The organism is Embleya sp. NPDC050493 (assembly GCF_044458105.1).
GTDB lineage: Bacteria > Actinomycetota > Actinomycetes > Streptomycetales > Streptomycetaceae > Embleya.
Window position 1 is genome coordinate 317,539 of record NZ_JBITHP010000003.1, and the last position, 23,988, is coordinate 341,526.

24 protein-coding genes are annotated in these 23,988 nt (G+C 71.6%); 14 read left to right on the plus strand and 10 right to left on the minus strand.

Annotated features, from left to right (window positions below; all coding sequences use genetic code 11):
- Positions 1 to 180: 180 nt before the first annotated feature.
- Positions 181 to 762 carry a TetR/AcrR family transcriptional regulator gene (locus tag ACIBM5_RS08210; RefSeq protein ID WP_396006005.1) on the minus strand — a complete coding sequence of 194 codons (582 nt, stop codon included), beginning with the start codon at positions 760 to 762 and terminating at the stop codon, positions 181 to 183.
- Between the two features lie 364 nt (positions 763 to 1,126).
- Here ACIBM5_RS08210 and ACIBM5_RS08215 point away from each other — a divergent pair, with 364 nt between their 5' ends.
- From ACIBM5_RS08215 to ACIBM5_RS08235, 5 genes are all read left to right on the plus strand, one after another.
- Entirely contained in the window at positions 1,127 to 1,732 is a 606-nt protein-coding gene (locus ACIBM5_RS08215) for a hypothetical protein (protein ID WP_396006006.1), read from the plus strand.
- Between the two features lie 110 nt (positions 1,733 to 1,842).
- The gene (locus ACIBM5_RS08220) at positions 1,843 to 2,796 is read left to right on the plus strand and encodes a metal-dependent hydrolase (RefSeq protein WP_396006007.1); all 954 of its coding nucleotides are present in this window, start codon (positions 1,843 to 1,845) and stop codon (positions 2,794 to 2,796) included.
- 55 nt (positions 2,797 to 2,851) lie between these two features.
- Positions 2,852 to 3,976, plus strand: a complete 1,125-nt coding sequence (locus ACIBM5_RS08225; protein ID WP_396006008.1) for a PDR/VanB family oxidoreductase — start codon at positions 2,852 to 2,854, stop codon at positions 3,974 to 3,976.
- Positions 3,977 to 4,064: 88 nt separating this feature from the next.
- Positions 4,065 to 4,940 carry a M24 family metallopeptidase gene (locus ACIBM5_RS08230; protein WP_396006009.1) on the plus strand — a complete coding sequence of 292 codons (876 nt, stop codon included), beginning with the start codon at positions 4,065 to 4,067 and terminating at the stop codon, positions 4,938 to 4,940.
- Positions 4,937 to 6,745, plus strand: a complete 1,809-nt coding sequence (locus ACIBM5_RS08235; RefSeq protein ID WP_396006010.1) for an SDR family oxidoreductase — start codon at positions 4,937 to 4,939, stop codon at positions 6,743 to 6,745. The genes ACIBM5_RS08230 and ACIBM5_RS08235 overlap by 4 nt, the downstream gene beginning before the upstream one ends.
- A 155-nt stretch (positions 6,746 to 6,900) precedes the next feature.
- Here the strand turns inward: ACIBM5_RS08235 and ACIBM5_RS08240 are convergent, their stop codons facing one another.
- Complete coding sequence (locus ACIBM5_RS08240) at positions 6,901 to 8,172, minus strand: Cmx/CmrA family chloramphenicol efflux MFS transporter (protein ID WP_396006011.1); 1,272 nt, start codon at positions 8,170 to 8,172, stop codon at positions 6,901 to 6,903.
- A gap of 431 nt (positions 8,173 to 8,603) precedes the next feature.
- On the opposite strand from ACIBM5_RS08240, the gene argF reads away from it, so the two are divergent.
- The 5 genes from argF to ACIBM5_RS08265 all read left to right on the plus strand — a co-directional run bounded on the left by argF (position 8,604) and on the right by ACIBM5_RS08265 (position 13,560).
- Positions 8,604 to 9,587, plus strand: coding sequence for an ornithine carbamoyltransferase (argF, locus tag ACIBM5_RS08245; RefSeq protein ID WP_396006012.1), 984 nt, complete (start codon positions 8,604 to 8,606; stop codon positions 9,585 to 9,587).
- Positions 9,588 to 9,850: 263 nt separating this feature from the next.
- Positions 9,851 to 10,837 (plus strand): ABC transporter ATP-binding protein, encoded by a 987-nt coding sequence (locus ACIBM5_RS08250; RefSeq protein ID WP_396006013.1) that lies wholly within the window; start codon positions 9,851 to 9,853, stop codon positions 10,835 to 10,837.
- A complete protein-coding gene (locus tag ACIBM5_RS08255) occupies positions 10,837 to 11,682 on the plus strand; it encodes an ABC transporter permease (protein WP_396006014.1) in 846 nt (281 codons plus the stop codon). Before ACIBM5_RS08250 ends, ACIBM5_RS08255 begins: the two co-directional genes overlap by 1 nt.
- A complete protein-coding gene (locus ACIBM5_RS08260; RefSeq protein ID WP_396006015.1) occupies positions 11,679 to 12,890 on the plus strand; it encodes a sensor histidine kinase in 1,212 nt (403 codons plus the stop codon). Before ACIBM5_RS08255 ends, ACIBM5_RS08260 begins: the two co-directional genes overlap by 4 nt.
- A 1-nt stretch (position 12,891) precedes the next feature.
- Positions 12,892 to 13,560 (plus strand): response regulator, encoded by a 669-nt coding sequence (locus ACIBM5_RS08265; protein WP_396006016.1) that lies wholly within the window; start codon positions 12,892 to 12,894, stop codon positions 13,558 to 13,560.
- 174 nt (positions 13,561 to 13,734) lie between these two features.
- Here ACIBM5_RS08265 and ACIBM5_RS08270 read toward each other — a convergent pair whose 3' ends face one another.
- Entirely contained in the window at positions 13,735 to 15,360 is a 1,626-nt protein-coding gene (locus ACIBM5_RS08270; RefSeq protein WP_396006017.1) for an MFS transporter, read from the minus strand.
- 583 nt (positions 15,361 to 15,943) lie between these two features.
- On the opposite strand from ACIBM5_RS08270, the gene ACIBM5_RS08275 reads away from it, so the two are divergent.
- Complete coding sequence (locus ACIBM5_RS08275; RefSeq protein ID WP_396006018.1) at positions 15,944 to 16,636, plus strand: RraA family protein; 693 nt, start codon at positions 15,944 to 15,946, stop codon at positions 16,634 to 16,636.
- Between the two features lie 105 nt (positions 16,637 to 16,741).
- Here ACIBM5_RS08275 and ACIBM5_RS08280 read toward each other — a convergent pair whose 3' ends face one another.
- From ACIBM5_RS08280 to ACIBM5_RS08300, 5 genes are all read right to left on the minus strand, one after another.
- On the minus strand, positions 16,742 to 17,875 hold the full coding sequence (locus ACIBM5_RS08280) for a PP2C family protein-serine/threonine phosphatase (protein WP_396006019.1): 1,134 nt from the start codon (positions 17,873 to 17,875) through the stop codon (positions 16,742 to 16,744).
- 204 nt (positions 17,876 to 18,079) lie between these two features.
- Positions 18,080 to 18,859 (minus strand): VOC family protein, encoded by a 780-nt coding sequence (locus ACIBM5_RS08285; RefSeq protein WP_396006020.1) that lies wholly within the window; start codon positions 18,857 to 18,859, stop codon positions 18,080 to 18,082.
- 182 nt (positions 18,860 to 19,041) lie between these two features.
- Positions 19,042 to 19,503 carry a universal stress protein gene (locus ACIBM5_RS08290; protein WP_396006021.1) on the minus strand — a complete coding sequence of 154 codons (462 nt, stop codon included), beginning with the start codon at positions 19,501 to 19,503 and terminating at the stop codon, positions 19,042 to 19,044.
- A gap of 42 nt (positions 19,504 to 19,545) precedes the next feature.
- Complete coding sequence (locus ACIBM5_RS08295; RefSeq protein WP_396006022.1) at positions 19,546 to 19,746, minus strand: DUF1918 domain-containing protein; 201 nt, start codon at positions 19,744 to 19,746, stop codon at positions 19,546 to 19,548.
- Between the two features lie 238 nt (positions 19,747 to 19,984).
- On the minus strand, positions 19,985 to 20,437 hold the full coding sequence (locus ACIBM5_RS08300; RefSeq protein WP_396006023.1) for a DUF4267 domain-containing protein: 453 nt from the start codon (positions 20,435 to 20,437) through the stop codon (positions 19,985 to 19,987).
- A gap of 209 nt (positions 20,438 to 20,646) precedes the next feature.
- On the opposite strand from ACIBM5_RS08300, the gene ACIBM5_RS08305 reads away from it, so the two are divergent.
- The 3 genes from ACIBM5_RS08305 to ACIBM5_RS08315 all read left to right on the plus strand — a co-directional run bounded on the left by ACIBM5_RS08305 (position 20,647) and on the right by ACIBM5_RS08315 (position 22,714).
- Positions 20,647 to 21,168, plus strand: a complete 522-nt coding sequence (locus ACIBM5_RS08305; protein ID WP_396006024.1) for a MarR family winged helix-turn-helix transcriptional regulator — start codon at positions 20,647 to 20,649, stop codon at positions 21,166 to 21,168.
- 107 nt (positions 21,169 to 21,275) lie between these two features.
- Positions 21,276 to 21,767, plus strand: a complete 492-nt coding sequence (locus tag ACIBM5_RS08310) for a hypothetical protein (protein WP_396006025.1) — start codon at positions 21,276 to 21,278, stop codon at positions 21,765 to 21,767.
- Between the two features lie 80 nt (positions 21,768 to 21,847).
- Positions 21,848 to 22,714 carry an NmrA family NAD(P)-binding protein gene (locus ACIBM5_RS08315; RefSeq protein WP_396006026.1) on the plus strand — a complete coding sequence of 289 codons (867 nt, stop codon included), beginning with the start codon at positions 21,848 to 21,850 and terminating at the stop codon, positions 22,712 to 22,714.
- 76 nt (positions 22,715 to 22,790) lie between these two features.
- Here the strand turns inward: ACIBM5_RS08315 and ACIBM5_RS08320 are convergent, their stop codons facing one another.
- Together ACIBM5_RS08320 and ACIBM5_RS08325 are read right to left on the minus strand one after the other, a co-directional pair.
- Positions 22,791 to 23,699 (minus strand): PhzF family phenazine biosynthesis protein, encoded by a 909-nt coding sequence (locus tag ACIBM5_RS08320; RefSeq protein ID WP_396006027.1) that lies wholly within the window; start codon positions 23,697 to 23,699, stop codon positions 22,791 to 22,793.
- Between the two features lie 66 nt (positions 23,700 to 23,765).
- Positions 23,766 to 23,960, minus strand: coding sequence for a ferredoxin (locus tag ACIBM5_RS08325; RefSeq protein WP_391584129.1), 195 nt, complete (start codon positions 23,958 to 23,960; stop codon positions 23,766 to 23,768).
- Positions 23,961 to 23,988: the final 28 nt, after the last annotated feature.

Consider the following 23,988-nt stretch of genomic DNA (forward strand, 5'->3'; position numbering starts at 1 on the left):
GGCCCGGCATGCCGAGCGGGGTCGCCGGAGAGACGGCCGTTGCATGCCGAATCTCCGGTCGGCCTGGGCCCGTACGCGGCCACGTTCGCGCGTTCCCGCGTTCCCGTGTTCCCGCGTTCCCCCGGTGCCCGTGTTCCGGTGCCGGCTGTTGCGTGCGCGTTCGCCGATTCGGCGCCCCGGCTATTCCGGGTGTGCGCCGGCGCGATGCAGGGCCAGGGCTGCTTCGGGGGGTTGCCAGGCCGGGTCCAGGCGGGCGATGGTGACGAATGTGTCCAGGAGCAGCATCACCAGCAGGTGGTGCACCTCCTCGCGCCCCAGTTCCCGGCGGACGAGCCAGTCCAGGGTGACCCCCTCGACGCAGTACAGCCAACCGACCAGCGCGGCACGGGCGATCGGCGACAGGTCGGCGCGGCCGTAGGCGCCTTCGGCGAGTGAGGTGAGCATCTCCTCGCGGACGCGTTCGCGGATGGTGAGCACGTCGGTGTCGAAGCCGACCCCGCCGCTGACCACCGTGCGGTAGGCGGCCTGGTTGCCCTGCGCGAAGCGCAGATAGCCGTCGAGCACGTTGCGCAGCCGGTCGGCGGCCGGTTGGTCCGCGTCGCTGCGGGCCCGGGCGACCAGGTCGGCGACCGAGTCCTCGATCACCGCGAGGTAGAAACCGCGCTTGTTCCGGAAGTAGTAGTAGAGCAGGCCCTTGGCGACGTTCGCCCGGGCAGCGATCTCGTCCACGGACAACGCGTCGTAGGACGTGTCGGCGAACAATTGTCGTCCGATGGTTACGAGTTCGGCTCGGCGCGCCTGCGAGCGTTCGGACTCGGGCGGGGTCCGGCGGCCCTCCCGGCGGGATCGTTGACTTTGATTCAAATCGACGCCTAGTCTCGGTCGCGGCAAGGTACGTGCACGGTTGGCAGCAACGTGGCGGGGGCATCGCGCCCCGCGTGCCACGTCCACGGCAAGAGTACCGGCGCAGCCCTCGGGCGGATCGGGGATCTCCATCCCGGTCGCCCGCTTCGAGACGAGACGCCTGCATCGTGGTGCCTTGTGCTCCACGGCACCCGCATCGTCGTCGGTCTCGCTCCACGGCATCTCCATCAGCGCGACCGATTCCGACGAGGACGGACTCGACATGGATTTTGGATCGTGGCCGGACCGGGCCTCGCCTTCCGCTTTCCTGGCGGCGGCGCTTCCGATATTGATCGCGGTATCCGTACTCGGCGGCCCGAGCGCCGAGCGGGCGCGCGCCGAGCGAGCCGGCGCCGAACAAGCCCGCACCGAGCGGGTCCGCGCCACGTCGGCGGGGGCGGTGGCCGCTGCGCCGGCGCCGGGTGCGCGGGCCAACGCGAAGCCCGTGGAGATCACCGCGAGCGTGTTCGCGCCGAACGGCTTCGCGCTGGCGGGGGTGACCACCATCGACACCGCCGCCGGTCCGCGCAAGGTGCTGGTCCTGACCATGAACTCGGCGCACCTGAAGAACTATTCCTTCACCACCGCGGACGCCGCCGGCAATGTGCGGTTGACCACCCGCAGTCTGGATCTGGTGGGCAACGTGCGGATCTACCTGACCCGGCTGCACGGCTGCATCGAGGGCCTGCTCTGCCTCGACTTCGCCCCCGATGCGCTGCCGCTGCCGCCGATCATCCCGCCGTTCGTGTTCATGACCGACGTGCGTGCCCAACAGGCCTTCGTACACGCGGACAAGCTGACCACCGACATCGTGCTCAAGCCGTTCTGACCGCCGTTCCGGCAGAGCGGACGCGGGAGACGAACGATCGGAGTATTGACTTTTATTCAACACTCCCTACTGTGGGGTAACAAGAGTCCTTCCGATGAAGGAGCACCGCCATGTCCTCGGCTCCCCCCGCCGCAGCGGTCCCCCGGATCGTTCGGCGCTCGACCCGAACTCCTGTCAACGGCCCGGCAGTTCGTGCCGCCGAGCACCGCGACTTGGCGCTCGACCCGCGCGACGTGCGATTCGACTGGTCGCGCCTGCCGATGTACTGGGTGCCGGGGGAGCCGATGGCCACGCACACCATGAACGTGTTGCACCTGCTGCTGCCCGAGGGCGAGCGCTGGTTCGTGCGCACGTTCCAGGAGGCGTTGCCGCTGATCACCGACGAGCGGCTGCGCGAGGACGTGATCGGCTTCATCGGCCAGGAGTCCGTGCACGCCGAGGCCCACCAGGGCGTGGTGGACCTGCTGCTCGCCAAGGGCCTGGACCCGGCGCCCTTCGTGCGCCAGGTCGAGTGGCTCTTCCGTCGTGTGCTCGGCGCCCGGGCCGAACTCTCCGGCGCGGCCGGCCGCGAGCACCTGATCGAGCGGGTCGCGATCATCGCCGCGATCGAGCACTTCACCGCGTTCCTGGGCGACTGGGTGCTCAACGCACCCGGCCTGGACCGGGCCGAGGTGGATCCGGTGATGCTGGACCTGCTGCGCTGGCACGGCGCCGAGGAGGTGGAACACCGCAGCGTCGCCTACGACCTGCTCGTGCACCTGGACCCCGGCTACCTGCGCCGGATGCGCACGATGGCGGTCACCGGGCCGGTGCTGACCTGGCTGTGGGTGCGCGGGGTGCGCTTCCTGATGCTCGCCGACCCCGAGGCGACGGACCGGAGCAAGCCGACCTGGCGGGCGTACGTACAGGCGTCGCGGCGCGGTCTGTTGCCCGGGCCGACCGGAGCCGTCCGGTCCGCCGCGCGCTACGTCAAGCCGCGCTACCACCCCACCCAGGAGGGTTCCACGAGCCAGGCCGTCGCATACCTGGCCCGTTCGCCCGCTGCCCGAGCCGCGGCCCGGTGAGCCCACCACCGGCCGCCGCCATCCGCACCGGACGCCGAGGATGCCGAGGATGCCCATGAGCCCGTCCACGCCGCCGACTTCCGCGATATCGCCGACCACCGCGCCGCCGGATCTGTACGGCCGCGAGCGCAGCGACCGGATGATGCGCGCGCTGACCGTGCTCGGCCGGCTGCACACCGAGGCGGTGGCCCATCGGGGACGACGTCGAGCCCGCTCCGCCGGGCCGCTCGACCCCACCCCCGGGCCGCTCGAACTCGTGGTCCGCGAACGGGTCGTCGAGGCCGAGGACGTGCTCTCGCTGCGGTTGAGCGCACCGGCCGGCGGCCGACTGCCCGGCTGGCAACCCGGTGCCCACCTGCTCCTGGAACTGCCCTCCGGACGCCGCCGACACTACTCGCTGTGCGGCGACCCGCAGGACCGCTACACCTACCGGATCGCGGTCCGCCGACTGGCCGCGGGCGGCGGCGGATCGGTGGAGATGCACGACGCCCTGCCGGTCGGCGCGACGTTGCGCACGGCGGGACCGCGCAACGCCTTCCCGTTCGCCGCCGAACCGGCCGTGCTGTTCCTGGCCGGCGGCATCGGCATCACCCCGATTCTGCCGATGGTGCGCCAGGCCGCCCGATCCGGCCTGGACTGGCGGCTGATCCACCTCGGGCGCACCCGCGCGTCGCTGCCGTTCGGCCTCGAACTCGACGAACTGGGCGGTTCGGAAGGTCGGTTCGAGGTGCGCGCGGACGACGAGGAAGGGCCGCCCGATGGCGCCGAGCTGCTCGGGCGAGCACCTGCCGGGGCCGCGGTGTACTGCTGCGGACCCACGCCGATGTTGGCCGGGATCCGGGCGGCGATCGACGCGAGTCCGGCCGACGGGCTGCACTTCGAGCGGTTCGCGCCGGCGCCCGTGCTCGACGGGCACGCCTTCGAACTGCGGTTGGGCCGCAGCGGGATCGACCTTTCGGTGCCCGCCGATCGATCCGCCCTCGACGTGCTGCGCGAAGCCCGGCCGGATACCGCCTACTCGTGCCGGCAGGGGTTCTGCGGGGTGTGCCGGGTCCGGGTGTCGGCCGGTGCCGTCGAGCATCGTGATCTGCGCCTGACCGACCACGAGCGGGCGGCGGGGGCGATGTTGGTGTGCGTGTCGCGGGCCGCGGCGGGCGAGCGGCTCGTGCTGGATCTCTGACCGGCCGGGCGCGGCCGCGAACGGCCGCCGCCCACCCACTCGGCGTCGTCCGACTCGGCGTCAACCAATCTTCACGAAGGCGGAGTTGATGAGCACACGGCTACAGGTTCCGGCGGTGCGGCCGCCCCGGGGGATCCCGGTATTCGCCTTCGACGAGGTGGACCTGGATCGTTTCCGCGACGTGCAACGGTTGGCGTACCGGTGCGCCGAACGCGTCGCAGCCTGGATCGAACCGGGCGTGACGGAGCGTCAGGCCGCCGCACGACTGCGCCGGGAACTGGTGGCGGAGGGTGTCCAGGACTTCTTCCACATCCCGTTCGCGTGGTTCGGCGACCGCACCGCGTTCCGCAAATTCCGCACCCCGCTCCAGTTCTTCGCCACCGGCCGGGTACTCACCGAGGGCATGCCGTACGTGCTGGACTGCGCGCCGATCGTGGACGGGTACACCGCCGACATCGGCTACGCCGGCAAGGTCGGCGAGAACGCGGTGTGGGATCGCCTCGTCGGCGACCTCGGCGCCTACCGCGACCTGATCCTGCGCGAGGTCAAGGCGCGCAGACCGCTCGACGAGGTGTACCGCACGGTGGACGAGCTGATCGTCGAACACGGCTACGACAACCGACATCGGGTCTACCCCGGCCGGGTGATCGGCCATCGGGTCACCCGGGTGACGCTGCGCGGGCCGGTCGGGGTGAATGTCCTGGGCTTCGGCGTGCGCACGCTGCGCACCCTGGGTCGGGAGCTGATCGGTGCGCGACTGCACGGGCGTTCGCCGCTGTGGGCGGACGGCCGAGCCTCGCGGCACGCGCCGACGCCGGGGTTGTGGGCGGTCGAGCCGCATATCGCCCTGCGCGGAGTGGGCGCCAAATTCGAGGAGTTGCTGGTGGTCACCGACGACGACGCGTACTGGCTGGACGACGACGTGCCGCATGTGCGCCGCGCGCGTGCGGCGGCCGGCCGATGACGGCGCCGGCCGCGATGCCCGCCAAGCGCGTCGTGGACGTGGTCGAGGGGCTGCCCACCCGTACGGTGGTCTCCGGCGGGGTCTCCCTCGCGGTGTACGAACAGGGCCCGGAAGGGGGTCCGTTGGTGCTGCTGGTGCACGGCTATCCGGACACCCATCACGTGTGGGACGAGGTGGCCGCGGACCTGGAGCGCGATCATCGGGTGGTTCGCTACGACGTCCGCGGCGCGGGGGCTTCGGGCGCGCCCGGGAACCGGTACGGCTACCGGCTCGAACAGCTGGCCGCCGACCTGTTCGCGGTGTTGGCCGCGGTCGCCCCGGATCGGGCCGCACACGTGCTGGCCCACGACTGGGGCTCGATCCAGGCCTGGGAGGCGGTCACCGACCGGGCCGGTCCGCGCCGCATCGCCTCGTACACCTCGATCTCCGGACCGTGCCTGGACCACGTCGGACACTGGGCCCGCAGCCGGTTCGCCCGGCCCACCCCCCGACACGTGCGTCAACTCGCGGCGCAGTCCGTGCGCTCGTGGTACATCACCGCGTTCCACCTGCCGGTGCTGGCGCCGGCGGCCTGGAAGCTGGGCCTGGCCGCGAACTGGGGCCGGGTGCTGGCGCGGGCGGAGGGGATCCGGCCGCGCGCCGGCCATCCGCGGCCCACCCTCGGCGACGACGCGGTGCGCGGAATCGCGCTCTACCGGGCCAACATGCTGCCCCGGATGTTGCTGCCGGGCCGACGCGAAACCACCGTGCCGGTACAACTGATCACCCTCACCGGCGACCGCTACGTCGGCGCGGCGCTGTCCGAGGGCCTGGAGCGCTGGGTACCCCGACTCTGGCGGCGATCCATCGCCGCCGGCCACTGGTCCGCCCTGCTGGAGAAGGGACCGACCGTGGCCGGGATGACCCGCGAGTTCGTCGAGCACATCGAGCACGGCACCACGACACCGGCCCTGGACCTGGCTCGGCAACCCGAACGCCCGCTCGACAAGGGCCCGTTCGTGGGCCGGCTGGCGCTGATCACCGGCGCGGGCGGCGGGATCGGGCGAGCCACCGCGGTCGCGTTCGCCGAGCAGGGCGCGGACCTGGTGCTGTGCGACGTGAACCTCACCGCCGTCGAGCGCACGGCCGAACTGGCCCGACTGTACGGGCGAACGGCGCACGCGTATCGCATGGACGTGGCCGACGGCGCGGCCATGGACGCCTTCGCGGCGGAGGTCGCCCAGGCCCACGGTGTCCCGGACATCGTGGTCAACAACGCGGGCGTCGGCCACTCGGGCACGTTCCTGGCCACGACCGCCGCCGAGTGGAAGCGGGTACTGGACGTCAACCTGTGGGGGGTGATCCACGGCTGCCGCGCGTTCGGCACGTTGATGGCCGAGCGTGGCACCGGCGGTCACATCGTCAACCTGGCCTCGGCGGCGGCCTACACGCCGTCCAAACAACTGGCCGCCTATGCGACGAGCAAGGCCGCGGTGGCGATGTTGTCCGACTGCCTGCGCGCCGAACTCGCCGGGTCCGGCGTCCGGGTGAGCACGATCTGTCCGGGCATCGTGAACACCGGCATCACCCGCACCACCACCTTCTCCGACACGGACGACACCGAGCAGAACGCCCGCCGCGAGCGCTTCTCCCGACTCTACGCAAGGCGCAACTACCCCCCGGAAAAGGTCGCCGACCACATCGTCGACGCCATCCGCCGACACCGCCCGGTGGTCCCGGTCACGCCCGAGGCGAAGCTGGGCCGACTGCTCAGCCGCCTGTCTCCCGCAACCATGCGAGCCCTGGCCCGGATCGGGACGGGCTGACCTGTGCCGCCTCCGCCGGCTCGACGCGAACCTTGCGCCGTCCGACGGTTGCGTGCGGGAGCGGCGGCGGTGGCCGGGGACGACCACCGCCGCCGGAGCCCGAGAGGCCCGGGTACTGCTTCTGCTTCGGGGCGTTCGGGTGGTGGGGTCGGGGGTCAGGTGCGCTGGTGTGCCCCGGGAAGCTCGGGCGCCGCCGAAGCATGGGTGGTTCGGCTGTCGGGCAGCAGGGTCGTGGCCAAGGCCGCGAACATCAGGGCTGTGCTCACCCATAGGGGCGCGCGGTAGCCGAGGCCGGCGTCGATGGCCAGGCCGCCGAACCAGGGGCCGAGGGCGGCGCCTACGTTGAAGGCGGCTGTGGCGGCCGCGCCGGCCAGTGCGGAGGTGGGCGGGGCGAGGCGAAGTACTCGGGCGATCAGGGCCGTTCCGGTGCCGAACGCCAGCATTCCCTGGATCGGGACGAGCACGAGCAGGACGGCCGGGCGGTCGGCGGTCAGGGCGAGTGCGGCCCATCCCGTGGCCAGGGCCGCCGATCCGACGGTGATCAGTGTGTTCGGGCGGGCGTCGACGATCCGGCCCGCGATGGTGACGCCGACGAACGAGCCCACCCCGAACAGCGCGAGGGTGAGCGGGACCCAGCCGTCATCGAGGCCGCCGACCTCGGTGACGATGGGTTCGAGGTAGGCGAAGGAACCGAAGGTGGCGCCTTGCACGAGGGCGCTCAGCAGCAGCGTGCGCAGCAGGGACGGCGTGGCGAGGGACCGCAGTTCCCGACCCGCGCTCATGCCGCCGGTCACTCCGCCCGTGCCGTCGTGGCCGGTCGCGTTGCCCGCCCGGTCCGACCCGGTCGCCGCGCCCGTGCCGCCCGCCTCGGTCGACTCGGTTGCCCGGTTCGGCACCGTCCGGGCGATCGCGAAGACGGCCGGCAGCGACACCAGGGCCACCGCCCAGAACGCCGCCCGCCATCCCCACCAACCGCCGAGCACGGCACCCGCAGGCACACCCACCACGCACGCGAGGGTGACGCCACCGACCACCACGGAGGTGGCCCGGGCCCGTCGTTCGGGCCCGACCAGGTCGATCGCGGTGACCAGGGCGACCGCCCAGAACCCGGCGTTGGCCAGGGCGCCGAGCACGCGGGTGACCAGCAGGATCGGGTAGTTCGGGGTGAGTGCGCCGACCACATGCACGGCGACGAACACACCCAGGAAGAACAACAGCGCCCGCCGACGCGGCCGGTTCCGGCTCAGCAGCGCCATCGCGGGCGCGCCGATCACCATCCCGATCGCGAACGCAGAGGTCAGCAACCCGGCGGTGGGGACGGACACATGCAGGTCGGCGGCGATGTCCGAGAGCAGGCCGGACAACATGAACTCCGAAGTGCCCTGGGCGAAGACCGCGAGCCCGAGCACGTAGACAGCAAATGGCATGACGAAACCCCATGGACGTGCGATGGATCCGGGATGGATCCGACTGGGCAGGGGTGGGCCGCACACACAGGTTCCGCGCAACACGCCGGGAAGCCACCCAGGATGCCGGAACGAAGGGGCGCAGGCCCACGCTTCGCGATTCCGGTGCTGCCGGTGGCCAGGCCGAGCCCGAACACGCCCCTGACCTGATCAGGCCGGGCGGCTCGCTTTCATCGGCTCGTCAACGAGAGATCGGCCACCGCAACACCGGCGGCCGCCGTCTGTCCGATTCGGGGCTGGACACGCCCGAAAACCTACCAGCCACCCCCACCACCCCTCCACCCGTTTCCGCACCGGTAAATCCGTACCGCTCCTCGATCTCGATACTGCATGATGATACCGATCGCAGAATATTCATGCACCATCGCCGAGCTTCGAATCGAGGTCGACCCATGGGGTATTCCACCCTCAGAGGCCGCAGCCTGCTCTCCCTGCGCGACGTTTCCCCCGACGAGATCATCGAGTTGCTCGACCGGGCCGCGGACACCAAGAAGCGGGCCGCGCACGGCGAACGTGTTCCGGTCCTGGCCGGTCGCAACATCGCGCTGATCTTCCTCAAACCCTCGTGTCGTACGCGGGTCTCGTTCGTCGTCGCCGCGACGCAGTCCGGCGCGCATCCGGAGATCTTCGGCCGCGAGGACATCCGGTTCGGTGTCAAGGAGTCCGTCCGGGACATCGCCCGGGTGTTCGGCCGGGTCTTCGACGGGGTGATGTTCCGTGGTTTCGAGCATGCGACGATCGCGGAGTTCGCCCGCTACGCGGGCGTGCCGGTGTGGAACGGTCTGTGCGACGAATACCACCCCACCCAGATCCTCGCCGACCTGCTCACCCTCCGGGAGAACTTCGGCCGGCTGGAGGGCCTGCCCGTGACGTACGTCGGCGACGGTCGCAACAACGTGGCCTGCACGCTGGCCATCGCCGCCGCCAAACTCGGTCTCGACCTGCGCATCCTGACTCCCGAGCCGTTGCAGCCGGCGCTCGAGAGCATCGCCGAACTGTCGGCCGGCGCCGAGTCGCCGCATGCCTCGATCACCGTCACCGCGTCCCCGCATCGGGCTCTGGCCGACTCGGCCGCGGTCTACGGCGACGTCTGGGTCTCCATGGGCGAGGAGGAGCAAACCCGGCAACGCATCGACCTGCTGCGCGACTTGAAGGTCACTCCGGAGTCGATGGCGGCGACCGGTCGAGCGGACACCATCTACCTGCACTGCCTCCCGGCCTTTCACGACCTCGACACCGAGACGGCGCGCACCCACCCGGACATCCTCGAAGTGCACGACGACGTCTTCGAGGGCCCCCGAAGCCGCGTCTTCGACCAATCCGAGAACCGCATGCACACCGCCAAGGCCCTGATGCAGCTCACCATCGCGGGCTGACCGAAAGGCGAACCGGGCGCGGGTGTCGGAGCCCCGGTCGAGTGGTGTGGGGTTCGGTGGTGTCGGGGGTGGGTGGTTGGGGGCGTGTCATCCCAGCGACGTATGCGCTCACCCGCAGGGCGCATGGGTGTCGGGGTGAGGTTCGGCCGTGCGGCGATCGTCGGGGCTCGGGTTGCCGGCTAGCGTTGAGGGCAGATCGGGCGTTCGCCCGACGGCCCTTCGTTCGGAGGCGCCGAAGCACCGGAGCCACGGAGACGGCAGCGATGATCAAAGCCGACGCACTCACCAAGCGTTACGGGTCCAAGACCGCCGTCGACCGGCTGACCTTCACCGTCCGTCCCGGCATCGTCACCGGCTTTCTGGGCCCCAACGGCGCGGGCAAGTCGACCACCATGCGGATGATCCTGGGCCTGGACCACCCCAGCTCGGGCACGGTCACCGTCAACGGCCGTCGCTACGCCGACCACCCGGCCCCGTTGCACGAGGTCGGCGCGCTGTTGGAGGCGAAGGCGGTGCACACCGGGCGCTCCGCGTACAACCACCTGTTGTCCATGGCCGCCACCACCGGAATCCGCACCCGGCGGGTGCGCGAGGTGATCGAGATGGTCGGCCTGGACGAGGTGGCCCGCAAGCGGGTCGGCGGCTTCTCGCTGGGCATGGGCCAGCGGTTGGGCATCGCCACCGCGCTGCTGGGCGACCCGGCCACGCTGGTGCTGGACGAGCCGGTGAACGGGCTCGACCCGGAGGGTGTCCTGTGGATCCGGACACTGCTCAAGTCGCTCGCCGCCGAGGGCCGCACGGTCTTCCTGTCCTCGCACCTGATGAGCGAGATGGCGCTGACCGCGGAGCACCTGATCGTGGTCGGTCGGGGTCGGCTGATCGCCGACACCTCGGTCGCGGACTTCATCCACGGCGCCGCGCCCGACCAGGTCCGGGTGCGCACACCGGACGCCGATCGGCTGCGCGCGCTGCTGTTCGGCCCCGAGGTGCGGGTCACCGGCTCCGAGGTGCGGGTCACCGGCCACGAGCGCGACGTCCTGGAGGTCACCGGCGTGTCCAGCGACGACATCGGCCGACTCGCGTCGGCCCACGGCATCACCCTGTTCGAACTGGTCCCGCAGCAGGCTTCGCTGGAGGAGGCGTTCATGGAATCGACCCGCGACGCGGTCGAGTACCGAGTATCCGAGGACGAGACGGGACCGGTGCGGGCGGCCCGTGCCGACCGCCGGCGAAACGGGAAGGTCGCCTGATGTCGACCGGTACCGTCGCCACCGGCACCACCGGCCCCCGGTTCACCTCCCGGGCCGCCGACCGCGGCCGGGTCACCTTCGTCCGGGTGCTCCACGCCGAGTGGATCAAGCTGCGCAGCCTGCGCTCGACCTTCTGGGTGCTGGTCACCGCGGTTTTCCTGGTGATCTCGCTGGGTCTGCTGGTGTGCGTGGGCACGGTCAGCCGCTGGCCGGACATGAGCGCTGGCGAGCGGGCCCGGTTCTCCGCGCCGAACGCGAGCCTGACCGGGCTCTACCTGGCCCAACTGGCCATCGGTGTGCTCGGTGTCCTGGTGGTCAGCGGCGAGTACGCCACCGGCTCGATCCGGGCCACCATGGCGGCGGTGCCGCACCGGCTGCCGGTGTTGTGGGCCAAGACCGCGGTGTTCGGGGCGGTCACCTTCGCTCTGATGCTCGGCACCTGCCTGGTCGCGTTCCTGAGCGGGCAGGCGGTGTTGGCCAAGGAGCACATCGACGTCTCGCTCGGCGATCCGGGCGTGCCGCGCGTGGTCGTGGGCGTCGCGGTCTACCTCGCCCTCACCGGTGTCCTGGCGATCGGCATCGGCGCGATCGTGCGGCACGCCGCCGGCGGCATCGCGATCGTGTTCGGGCTGCTGCTGGTACTGCCCGAGGTGGTCCGCGCGCTGCCGTCCGACTGGCAGGACCGCATCACCAAGTACCTGCCCAGCGAAGCCGGTCAGGCGCTCAGCCGATGGCATCCCGGCGAGGGCGCACTGTCCCCGGGAGCCGGCATCACGGTGTTCGTGCTGTACGCCGCGGTGACGCTCGCGGTGGCGGCGGTGTTGCTCCGGAAGCGTGACGCGTGAACACGCTGCTTCGACGGTACGGCGGCGAGCACGGGCTCGCCGCCGTACCGGCACGTGTGGTGGCCTTCACCCGCAGCCATGCGATCTGGGCCGACACCACCCTCGCGGTGGCCGTGCTGCTGCTGTTCGAGGTCGGAAACCTGCTGCGGTCGTCCGGCTGGGTGGTGATCGGGGCGGCGTTGACGCTGCCGCTCGCGCTGCGCCGCCGGGCCCCGGTCGCGGTGTTCGCGGTGATCGCCGTCGTGGCCCTGGGCCAATGGGTGATCGACGCGCGGACCGGCGCGGACGCGAGCCTGCTGATCGCGCTGTACACCGTGGCCGCGAATTGCGACCGGCGTCGGACGGTGTACGCGCTCGCCGTGGTCGAGACGGGCATCGTGCTGGCCGTCGTGCGCTGGACCGTCGACGGGTACCGGTTCGGCGCCTTCGTCGGACTCAGCGCGATGGCCCTGACCGCGGCGGTGCTCGGCGCCAACCTGCGCACCCGGCGGCGCTACCTGGTCGCCCTGGAGGAACGTGCCCAACGCCTGGAACGCGACCAGGAACAGCAGGCCGAGCTCGCGGTGGCGGCCGAACGCTCGCGGATCGCCCGGGAGATGCACGACATCGTCACGCACAACCTGTCGGTGATGGTGGCTCTCGCGGATGCCGCCTCGATGACGGTGCACACCAAGCCGGAACGCTCCGCCGCGGCGATGGAGCAGGTTTCCGGTACCGGTCGGCAGGCACTCACCGAGATGCGCCGCTTCCTGGGTGTGCTGCACGAGGACGAACCCGACGCCGCCCGGCACCCACAGCCGGACCTGGCCCGCCTCGGCGCGCTCGCCGAGCAGGTGCGCGCGGCGGGCCTGCCGACCACGCTCACCGTGCAGGGCGATACCCGCAACGTGCCGCCCGGTGCGCAGTTGGCCGTGTACCGGCTCGCCCAGGAGGCGCTGACCAACACCCTCAAGCACACCCAGCCCGGTGCGAACGCACGGATCCGGGTCTCCAGTTCGGCCGATCGACTGGAACTGAGCGTGATCGACGACGGCCGCCCGCGCCCGAGCGGCATCGGCGAGCGGGACGAACCACGCGGTGGACGAGGACTCGCCGGCATGCGGGAGCGGGCCGCCGTCTACGGTGGCGATGTGGAGGCCGGGCCGCTGCCCGGGGGCGGCTGGCGAGTGTCGGCGCTGTTGCACCTGACCGATCCGGGAGGATCCTGACGTGGCCATCGAGGTATTGGTGGTGGACGACCAGCCGTTGTTGCGCATGGCGTTCACGATGGTCCTGGACGCCCAGGACGACATGACCCTCGCCGGCGAGGCCGACTGCGGCGAGGAGGCGGTCCGGCTGGCCGAGCGGTTGCGCCCGGACGTGGTGTTGATGGACGTACGGATGCCCGGCATGGACGGCATCGAGGCGACCCGGCTGATCAGCGAGCGCTGCCCGGAGACCAAGGTGCTCATCCTGACCACGTTCGACCTGGACGAGTACGCCTTCGCCGGGCTGCGCGCGGGCGCCTCCGGATTCCTGCTCAAGAACGCGCTGCCCGCCGAACTCCTGGGCGCGATCCGCTCGGTGGCGGCGGGTGATGCGGTGGTCGCGCCACGGATCACCCGCCGGCTGTTGGAGACCTTCGCGCACCGCCTGCCGCACCACGACGTCACACCCGGCGCGGAGGACCCGCGGCTCGCCCAGTTGACCGAGCGCGAACGCGGCGTGCTGATCGAGGTCGCACGCGGTCTGTCCAACGCGGAGATCGCCGCGCGCCTGCACCTGTCGGACGCCACGATCAAGACGCATGTGAGCCGGGTGCTGGCCAAACTCGGCGTCCGCGACCGGGTGCAGGCGGTCGTGGTCGCATACGAGAGCCGCCTGGTGCAGCCGTTGTGAGCCCCCGGCGCCGGGGGGGGGGGGGGGGGGGGGCCCCCCCCCCCCCCGCCCGGGGCGCGGCGGGGGCCCCCCCCGGGCCCCCGCCGGGGCGGCCCCCCCCCCCCCCCCCCCGCCACCGGCGGATCCCACGCCGCCGGGCCCGACCCCGGACCCGGTCGGGCTCGGCGGCCCGGTTCAGTGCAGCGTGCCGCCGGTGGCCGGGGTGCGGCCCGCCTTCATCACCGCGGCCAGCACCACGCACACCACGCCGGCGGCGGCCACCGCCCAGAATCCGATCGTCCAGCCGTCGTCGGTGTACACCTGCGGGATGTCGAACGTCTGCGCGGGCGCCCCGGGTTGGGCGACGGTGGAGACCTGGTAGGTGTGCGCGGACAGGATCGCGGTCAGGATCGCCGTACCCACCGCGCTGCCGAACGACTGGGTCAGCGCCAGCATGCTCGCGCCGATGCCCTGCTGCTCCTGCGGCACCGCCTCGATCACCAGGTTGTTGGCGCAGGCGTAGTACACGCCGAACGCGAGCCCGTAGACGATGCCGATGATCAGCAGCACGCCCCACGAGCCGTGGAACATCGCGTACAGCGCCATCGACAGCGTCATCACCGCCAGACACGCGATGTACGGGCGACGCAGCCCCACCCTGGTGGCCCACTGGCCGGCCGCCGGTCCGGTGAGCATGCCCGGGATGGACTGCCACGTGGTGAGGTGCACGGCCAGCGCCATCAGGCTGAAGCCGAGTGCGTAGCCGATGTCGCCCTGGAAGATCAGCCCTTGGCGCATCGTGTCCACCGGGATGCCGGCCTTGGCGGCGAAGCCGGCGATGGTGCCCTCCTTGACCACCTTCTCGTCGATCTGGGCCATGTAGGACACGGCGTAGAACTGCACGCCGATGATCATGTTGGCGAACAGGCCGATGGCCAGCACGATGGACACCCGGGGCGCGCGCAGCAGTTTCGGATCCATGATCGGGTCGGCGGCGCGGTGCTCCCAGACGTAGAAGGCGATCAGCAGGGCGATGCCGAGGACCAGGTAGATCCAGGCGGTGAACCGGCCCCAGCCCCACTGTTGCCCGTTGCTGATGTAGATCAGGGCGAGGGCGACGCCCGCGCCGATCAGTACCGAGCCGAGCCAGTCCAGCCGCTGACGCGTCCTCAGTTTCGACTCGGGGACCACGAGCCAGAAGATCGGGATCAGCACGAGCATGTAGATCATCAGGAACCAGAACAGCGACCTCCAGCTCCAGTGGTCGGTCAGCCAACCGCTGAGCAGCGGTGCGGTCAGGGCGGACACGCCGAATCCGGTGGCGATCACGCCGATTGCCATCGGCACCATCCGGCGTGGCATCAGGTCGCGGATCAGTCCGGCGGCCACCGCCGCCATCGCGAACGCGACCGCCTGGAGGCCGCGGCCGACCAGGAACATCGCCCACGAGTGGGTGAGCGCACACAGGATCGAGCCGGCCAGGAACGAGACGCTGCACGCGAGCAGGATCAGCTTCTTGCCGTACAGGTCGGCGAGTTTGCCGATGATCGGCGTGGTGGCGCCGCCGACCAGGCCGAGGATGATGATCATCCAGCCGATGTTGTTGCCGGCCGACGGGAAATCCAGGCCGATCTTTTGTACGGCGGTGCCGATCATCGTGTACTGGAGCGGTACCACCTCGGAGAAGAGCACGATCACGCCGAGCACCGAGAAGATCCGGAGCTTGGACGCGCCTTCGAGTCGGCCCGGGTCGGCGCCGTCGGTGGGTGCGGACCGGGGCGGCTGTTCCGGTGGCGGGGTGCTGTCGATGGTCTCGGTCACGCGATTACCTCCCGAACACGGCGTCGCCCGACGGCGGCGCGCTCGGTGATGGCCGGTGCGGCCTGGCGGATGGCGTACGGCATACGGATCGGAACCGGATGCTCCGCTTCCGAGTCGTTCACGTCGAGGCCGACCGGCGACTGTTCCCCGGCCGACTCGACACGTGCTGACCTGCATCTACGGCAACCAACGGGTCCACCGGAAGGCGCGCCGGGCCCGAGCCCGAGGCCGGGCGAACCCCGGTGGATCAGGCTCCGGTTCGGCGCCTGGTGCACCTTGGCACGAACCGGCCCAGCTGTGAAGCCATCATGACCAACATGGTCACGATGGCTTCGACTCCCACCCGAACGACTACACACGGTGACCCGAACCGGTACTTTTCCGACCCCGGGACGCCGCCCCGGACGCGCCCGGACGCGGGTGAATCCCCCTGGCGCCGTGCTCCGTTGCGGTGGGATCGCCGGAACCGGTCCGATACCGGCGGGCGTCGACGGGTGGAATCGGGCGCGGTTAGCATCGCAGGGCTGTCTCGATGCATCCGCGCGTGCGTCCTGTGGGGCGACGCCGAGCCACGGAGAACGCCATGTTGAAGACCTTCGCCGAACTCTCCACGCCGTTGGTGGCGGATGCGTGTGTGCGACACGGTGTGCCGCTTCGGGTCGCGCCGCCGGGGATCGGCGCCGTGCTGCCCGGGCAGCGCATCGCCGGTCGGGTGTTGCCGGTTCGGCACTACGGCAGCGTGGACGTGTTCCTGGAGGCGTTCGGTGCGGCCGAGCCGGACGACGTGTTGGTGATCGACAACGGCGGCCGTACCGACGAGGCGTGCATCGGCGACCTGGCCGTCCTGGAGGCCGAGGCGGCGGGGGTGGCGGCGCTGGTGGTGTGGGGGCTGCACCGCGACACACCGGAACTGGTGGAGATCGGCCTGCCGGTGTTCAGCTACGGCAGCTACCCGCCCGGCCCGACGCGGTTGGACGAGCGCGAGCCCGAGGCGCTGACCACCGCCCGGTTCGGGCCGCACCTGCTGAGCACCGACGACCTGGTCTTCGGCGACGCGGACGGCGTGTTGTTCCTGGCCGCCGATCGGGCCGACGAGGTGCTCGCGACGGCCCACCGCATCCGCGACACCGAGCGTGAGCAGGCCCGCCGGATCCGGGCCGGCGAGACGCTGCGCCGACAGACCACCTTCGACGACTACCTGGCCCGCCGCGCGACCGACCCGACGTACACGTTCCGCCGCCACCTGCGCAGCACGGGCGGCGCGATCGAGGAGTAGCCCGCCGGCGGCCGAACGGCGTTGCCGAGCACGCCGACCGGGCCGCCGACCGGCCCCGGCACAGCCGACCGCCGACCGCGCGTCGACCGACCCGCCGTGCCGGGGTCAGGGCGCGGGAGGGTGGTCCGGCGGCTCGGGGGCGCGCGCGAGCGCCAGGACCAGGGCGTCGTCGGCGAGCCGCAGCAGGCCGACGTGCCGCAGCAGATCGTCGCCCAACCGTTCCACCGCCAGGACCGGATCGGCGACGGTCGGACGCGCCTCGCAGAACAGTGCCCGGATCCGGTCGACCAGCGGATAGTGCCGGCCGGCCACGTCCCGCGCGTCCGCGAACCCGTCGGTCATCAACAGCAGCAGATCGCCCTCGTGAAACGGCACCACCCAGGGGCGCGGCGGCGCCGGATCCAGGTCGCCCAGACCCAACGGCACGCCGGGATCGGGAGGTTCGAGCACGTGCACGGCGCCGTCCGCCCGGATCGCCACCGGCTCCTCGTGCCCGCGATGGGTGAAGGCCACGTGTTCGGGGCGGACTTCGACCAGGAGCGCGGTGACGAATCGGTCCGCGGGCGCGTTCCGGCTCACGCTGGTGTCGATGCGGTGCGCCACGGTGCTCAGTTCGGGTTCGTCGTAGGCGGCCTCGCGAAACGCGCCGATCGTGATCGCGGCCGTGCGGACCGCGCCCAGGCCCTTGCCGAGCACGTCGCCGATGATCAGCCGCACCCCGAACGGCGTGTCCAGCGCGATGTAGAGATCACCGCCGAGTTCGGCCTCCTCGGCCACCGCGAAGTAGCGCACCGCCAGGCGCAGGCCGCCCAGTTTGTCGCTCGGCGGCAGCAGGATCGCCCGCTGCGCGGCGACGGCCACCTCGGAGACGGCGACCAGGGCCCGTTCGCGCCGGATGCGGGCGGCGGACAGGTACATGGCCAGCGCGGTCGCCATGACGTACATCCAGGTACTGACCTGGAAGAGGTCGTCGTACGCGGGGCCCAGGTAGCCGTCCCGCGAGGCCAGCCAGTAGCGCAGCGGCAGCGAGATGCCGCCGATGACGAGGATCGCCGGGGGCGGTGCGGTGGCGGCGGCCAGGGTCGGCGCCAGGAGGAGGAACGGGTAGTAGACCGCCGAGGATCCGGTCGCCAGATCCACTGCCGTGACGACGACGAGGATGCCCACGGGCAGCCCGACCTGCCGGATCAGCGACCGGGTCGCCGCCCCGACCCCACGCTGCGGTGCCAGGTTGCTCATTGTTGCGTCCATGATCGTGGGGAAGGCGGCGACGCGTCGGTTCGCGGCACCCGCCGAACAGGTGAAGCCGCCCGAACACCCGCCGGGGCGGTGCGGAGCCGCCGGCCCCCGGGTACCGATCGCCGTGTCCGGGGTCGCCCCTCGGCGCGACGTGCGTCGTCCGGGCGGAACGACCGGGCCGCGGGGGTGTTCGTCGGTGGGCGACTACCCGGGCTGGGGTGCGCTCCGGATGATCGCGAAGGGGGCGCCGAAGGGGTCGGCCAACCAGCCGAGGCGGCCGACCTCCGGGACGTCGGCGGCGGGCATGAGCACCGAGCCGCCGTGGCCCTGGGCCCGCTGCACGACGTCGTCGGGGTCGGCAACCTCGAAGTACGCGATCCAGTGCGGATCCTGGCCGTTCGGGTCCGGCACGATGCCGCCGAAGGATGCTTCCTGGGGGTCGCCCTCGGCCGTGGACAACACGGTGTAGGTCATCCCGGGCATCTGGAACTCCTGCGAACGCCAGCCGAACAGCCCGCCGTAGAAGGTGAGCGCCGTGTCCAGTTCCACGCCGTGCAGCTCGACCCAGGCCAGTGAGGTGGGCTCGCCCAGCAGCTCCGAGCCCCGGAAGGTACCGGGCTGCCAGACGGCGAAATCGGCGCCGGCCGGGTCGGTCAGCGGGGACATCCGACCCATCTCCATGACATCGAACGGCTCCACCCGAACCGTGCCGCCGCTCTTCTTGACGGCCGCGGCGGTCGCGTCGGCGTCGGGGGTCTCGAAGTACACCGTCCAGGCGGACGAGGCGCCCTCCTCGGTGAGCGGACCGAGCCCGGCGATGGTCTTGCCCTCCTGCTGGAAGAGCCCGTAACCGCCGGCGTCGGGCCCGGCGGATTGGAAGTCCCATTCGAAGACGGCACGGTAGAACTCGGCCGCCGCGGCGGTGTCGGGGCTGCCGAGGTCCAGCCAGTTCGGCGAACCCTTCACAAAGTCGGTGCTGAGCACGTCGCTCCTTCGCCGGGTCGATTCAGACCCGAATGACATGAGTCGTTGTGACTTGTCCAGTCTGACTCCGGGAACCGGCGCCGGGCCGGCAAGCGCGCGGCGCCGGCCCGGGGTGTCGCCGTTCCTGCGCCGTACGGGTGACCCGCTCGCTCAAAGCGGTGCCAGGCTCCCGGGCGTCGCGCTCAGGGGATGACGGTGACCGGCCAACGGGCCGAGCGGACCAGGCGGATCGCGAGCGAGCCGATCAGCCGGTGGCCGAAGCGTTCGGAGGCGCCGACCACGACCGCGTCGGCGCGCACCTCGTCGGCCACCTCGGCGATCTCGTGCGCGACGTCGCCGCGCGCCTCGACGAAGCGGTGTCGTACCCGCAACTCGTCGGCCCGGCGGCCGATGTAGTCCGCGATGTCGCGCACCGCGTCCTCGTGCGCCTGCTCCATCACCTCGGCGCCCTCGGGCGTGGTGGCGGCGAGCCCGAGGGGAGCGCGGACGTACACCACGACCAACTCCGCGCCGCCGCGCCGGGCCTGGCCCAGGGCGTAGTCGGCGGCGCGGAGCGAGGTCCGGGAGCCGTCGACGCCGACCAGTACGGCCCGTGGCCCGTCCGTACCGAGTTCGAACGTCGGCGGCGGGGCGGGGCTGGTCACGAGGGCTCCTCGGGAAGTACGGCGGGTCGCTCGATCGACGGCCTAGTCGGAGTCGGCGCCCTTGCGGTGCTCGACCACCGAGTCCGGGCCCGGCGACATGATCGATTCGTGTCCGTCGGCGGCGCGTACCCGATACGGCGGAGTGCCGTCGGGGCCGAGGACCTCGATGATCTCCACGAAGTGGTCCTGTCGGCCGACGACTCGGCCGTGGATGAGAAGGCGATCGCCCTTGGTGGCGTGCATGCGGCCTGGCTCCTCTGGGTGGATGGCGTGCAACGAGACCCCGAGCATTCGAATGGTAACAGGATGATCACTTTGGGTGAGTGGGGTGAGCGAGGGTGAGCGAGGGTGAGGGGGCTGGAGTTCGGGCCGACTCGGTGGCCGGCGGGCGCAGGCCGTCCGCCCCCGCCGCCGGAAGGGGGGCGGCGGGGGCGGCCGGCCGGGGCGTGTGCCGGGCCGAGCGGGCCCGGGAGGGAGGAGGTCAGTGTGCCGCCGGGGCGGGGACGCGGCTCGGGGTGGCGGAGGCGGTCGTGACTGTGGTCGCCGGGGCCGCGGGGCGCTCGCGGAGCAGCAGGGCGGCGGCCAGGGCGACCAGGACGGCGGTGAGGCCGTGGATGCCGAGCGCCTTGGCGGCCGAGCCCTCGTTGCTCAGCACGATCACCATGTCGCCGGCAGGGATGAAGGACATGGCGAGCAGCGCCCAGCCCAGCGCTCGCCGGTGGCCGGTCAGCAGGAGCGCGAAGAGGATCAGCCCGCTGCCCAGATCCCGTACGCCCTTGACCGCCAGGAACGCGGTGCCCTCGTGTTCCGGCCAACTCGGCAGGCCGAACCCGGACGCGGTCGACTGCGGGGCGACCAGGTAGGCGATGCCGATGTACATGATGAACAGGCCGCCGAGTGCGGCCAGAGTGGTGGTGAGGTTCCTGATGTTCATGGTGGTCTCTTCCGTGAGGCGATGGTCCGGTCGGGCGGTTCGTGAGCGAACCGTCGGTCCGGGAGGCGGTCTTCGTCGTCCTGGAAGAACTCTCGCCGGGGAGTCCTGGAAGTCTCATGGAAGCGACTTGGAGCCCGGTCCGCTCCGGCCCGGCGGGTTGACCGGGGAAGTGATTAGGGACCATACTAAATGTTGTGGAACATGAACCGATGCCTGAGGACACCCCCACGCTCGACCAGGCGGCGTACCAGATCCGGCGCTACGGGCTCGATGTCGACCCGCAGGCCGTATTGGTCGCGGTGCGTCTGATGGCGGCCGGGGCGCGGCTCGGCCAGGCGGTCGAGGTGCACTTCTCCCGGTTCGGTCTGTCCGCCGGGCGCTACCGGCTGCTGGCCGCGTTGGAGGATGCCGACGGGGAGATGTCCCCTTCGGGGCTGGCGGACGTCCTCGGGGTGTCCCGGGCCACCGTGACGGGACTGATCGGCGGTTTGGAGCGCGAGGGCCTGGTGCTTCGCCGTCCCTCCGCCGAGGACGGCCGCTCGGCCGTGGTGGTGCTGACCGCCCGGGGGGCGCGCCGGATGCGCGAGTTGGCCCCGGAGCACTTCGGTCGATTGCAGGAGATGGTGGGCGCGCTCGATCCCGAGGAGCGCGCCGTCTTCCTGGACCTGCTCGGTCGGCTCGTCCGTGGCATCCCGGCGTTGACGCGCGAGCGTTCGGCGCCCGAGGAGTAGTTCCGCACGATCCGTTTCGGTCGCCGCCCCCTCGGCGGCACGTCGCGTCCGCGCGAGGTGTCGCCGGGGCGGCATTCGCTCGACCATATAATTAGGGAGCTAACTACATGGCAGAAATGGAGGCCGGAAACCGCATGGGACAAGGTCGTTCGTCCGCCGGGGGCTCCGGCCCACCGGCGTTCACGCTGTGGCGGGAGGTGCTCGTGGCGTACCTGGCTCCCGCACTCATGGCCGGCGCCGGCGGAGTGGCCTCCGGGCAACCGGATCTGGTCGTCGCGGCCTGCACCTCGATCGCGGGCACCTCGGCGATCGTGGCCGCGCTGGTCGGCGGCCGGCTGCGCCGGGCCGGTGCTCGGCGCACCTGGCTGACCTCGACGCCGCGCGTGGTCCCGACCCTGGTCCTGGCGACCGTGGTCACCGCACTGGCGGCCCTGATCGGCTGGTTCGTCGCCGGCCAGGTCCCCGAGAGCATCATCCCGCACCACGGCCCGTGGCCCGCCCGCCTCCGCCTGGACCTGCCGCTCTCGGCGGCCCTGGCCACCACCATCGTCACGTGGCGCTGGCGCGGGGCGATGCGGGGGCGACGACCGGCCGCATAGGCCGTCATGGCCACACAGTCCGGATCGGCCGAGTGGCCGGATCCGGCCCCAGCACCACTCACCGGAAAGACAGGACCCACATGATCGTCGTCATGGGCGCCACCGGCGCCACCGGAAGTGCCCTCCTGCACCGCCTCGTCACCCTGGGCATACCGAGCCGGGCGCTCGGCCGCGACCCCGAACGGTTGCGGGCCGGCCTGGACGACGCGTCGCGTCGCCTGGTCGACGTCCGGGCCGCCGACGCGGACGACCCGTCGTCGCTGCACGCCGCCTTCCACGGCGCGCACCAACTGTTCCTCACGATGGCCAACAGCCCCGCGCAGCAAGAACAGGAGCGCTGCGCCATCCGGGTGGCCGCAGCCGTCGGCATCGAGCACATCGTCAAACTCTCCGCCCCGGCCGCCACGGCGGATTCCCCGGTCGCGATCTCTCGATGGCACCACGCCATCGAGGAGACGCTCCGTCAGAGCGGTGTGCCGCACACGGTGCTGCGCCCGTACGCGTTCATGCAGAAGTTGTCGACGCTCGCGCCGATGGTCGCGGCGCAGAGCATCGTGCACGGGACGATGGGGGACGCGGCCTGCAACTACGTCGACTGTCGCGACATCGGCGACGTGGCCGCCGAGGTGCTGATCCGACCGGAACTCCGCGGGCGTACGTACACGCTCACCGGGAGCCGCACCTTCAGCCACCCGCAACTGGTCGAGCTGCTGGGGCGCCTCCTCGGCCGGCCGATCCGCTACGTCGACCTGTCGCCCGAGGCCATGCGGCACAACCTGATCGAACGCGGCGGCCTGCCGGACTGGCTCGCGGCCCACGTGGTGGAGATCCGACAACTGGCGGTGAACCGGCCGGAGGAGCCCACCGACACGGTCGCGCGCCTGCTCGGCAGGCCGCCCCGCACCGTGGCGGCCTACCTCGACGAGAACATCGGGCTCTTTCGCTGAGCGGGGTGTGTCGGGGTGCGGGACACCGCAACCGCACCGGCTGCGCGCGTGCTCGACCCGACCTCGCCCGGCTCGCTCATGCGGGCCGGCTCGGTGGCAGGGTGTGCAGGGTTCCGACGCCCACCATCGAGACCGTGCCGTCGACGGTGACCCGCTCCACGTGCTCGGGAGAGCCGTGTGCGGTGATCCGCAGGATGCTGGGACGACCGACGAACCGGCCCTGGGCGAGACCGAGTTCCACTCCGTCGCGGGTTCGACCATGGCGCAGCAGGTAGGCCGCGACGCACCCGGCCGCACTGCCGGTGGCCACGTCCTCCAGCAGGCCGTCGTTGTTCCAGTGCCGGCCCTCCGGTGCGTGCGCGTCCAGCACGTAGGCGAACTGGGCGCCGAGGGTGGCGAGGAGGGCCTCGAAGTCCGGATGTGCGATCCGAGCCCGGCCGAGCGGGCCGGTGCCGTCGACCGGGACGATCAGGTAGCGCAGGCCCGTGGAGACCACTTCCACCGGCAGCGTCGGGTCCAAGTCGGCCTCGTCCAGGCCCAGGGCCTTGGCGATCTCCGCCCGCCGGGCCCGGGCCGGTGCGGGGGTCCACTCCGGCCGGCCCTGGTCCAGCAGGGCGGACACGCGGCCGTCGGCATCGGCCCGGGTGCTCACCAGGACGGTCCGCTCCGGCAGGGCGATCGTCCAGTGGCGCTCCTCGCCGACGGCGGCGCCCGACCCGGCGTGCAGGACGGCGGCCGCGCCGAGGACCGGGTGCCCGGCGAACGCGAGTTCCTCGAACAGGTCGAACACCCGGGCCCGCACCGCGCCGCCGCCGGCCGAGGTGGTGACGAAGATCGTCTCGAAGTGCCGCAGCTCCTGGGTGATCCGGAGCATCCGCGCGGCGTCCAGGGTCGGCGGATCGACGAAGACCGCGAGGCTGTTGCCGGTGTAGGGGCGGTCGGCGAAGACGTCGACGTGGTGGTAGTCGATGGCGGTCGAAGGCATACCACCGAGCGTATGGGCACCCCGGGGCAAAGGGAATCTCGAAATGTCGAGGTCCGACAGGATCGGTTATGCGGAAGGATCGATCGTGATCGCGCGGACCGGGCACATCGAGGCGGCGGTGCGCACGTGTGCGGCGTACGCGTCCGAGGGGTTCGCGTCGTGGACCAGGTAGTCGTCCTCGTCGAAGGAGAAGACGTCGGGCGCGGCGAAGACACACTGGCCGTGGCTCTGGCACAGGTTCATGTCCACGGTGATGTGCATAAGGCAACTCCCTTGGCAGCCGAGGTGT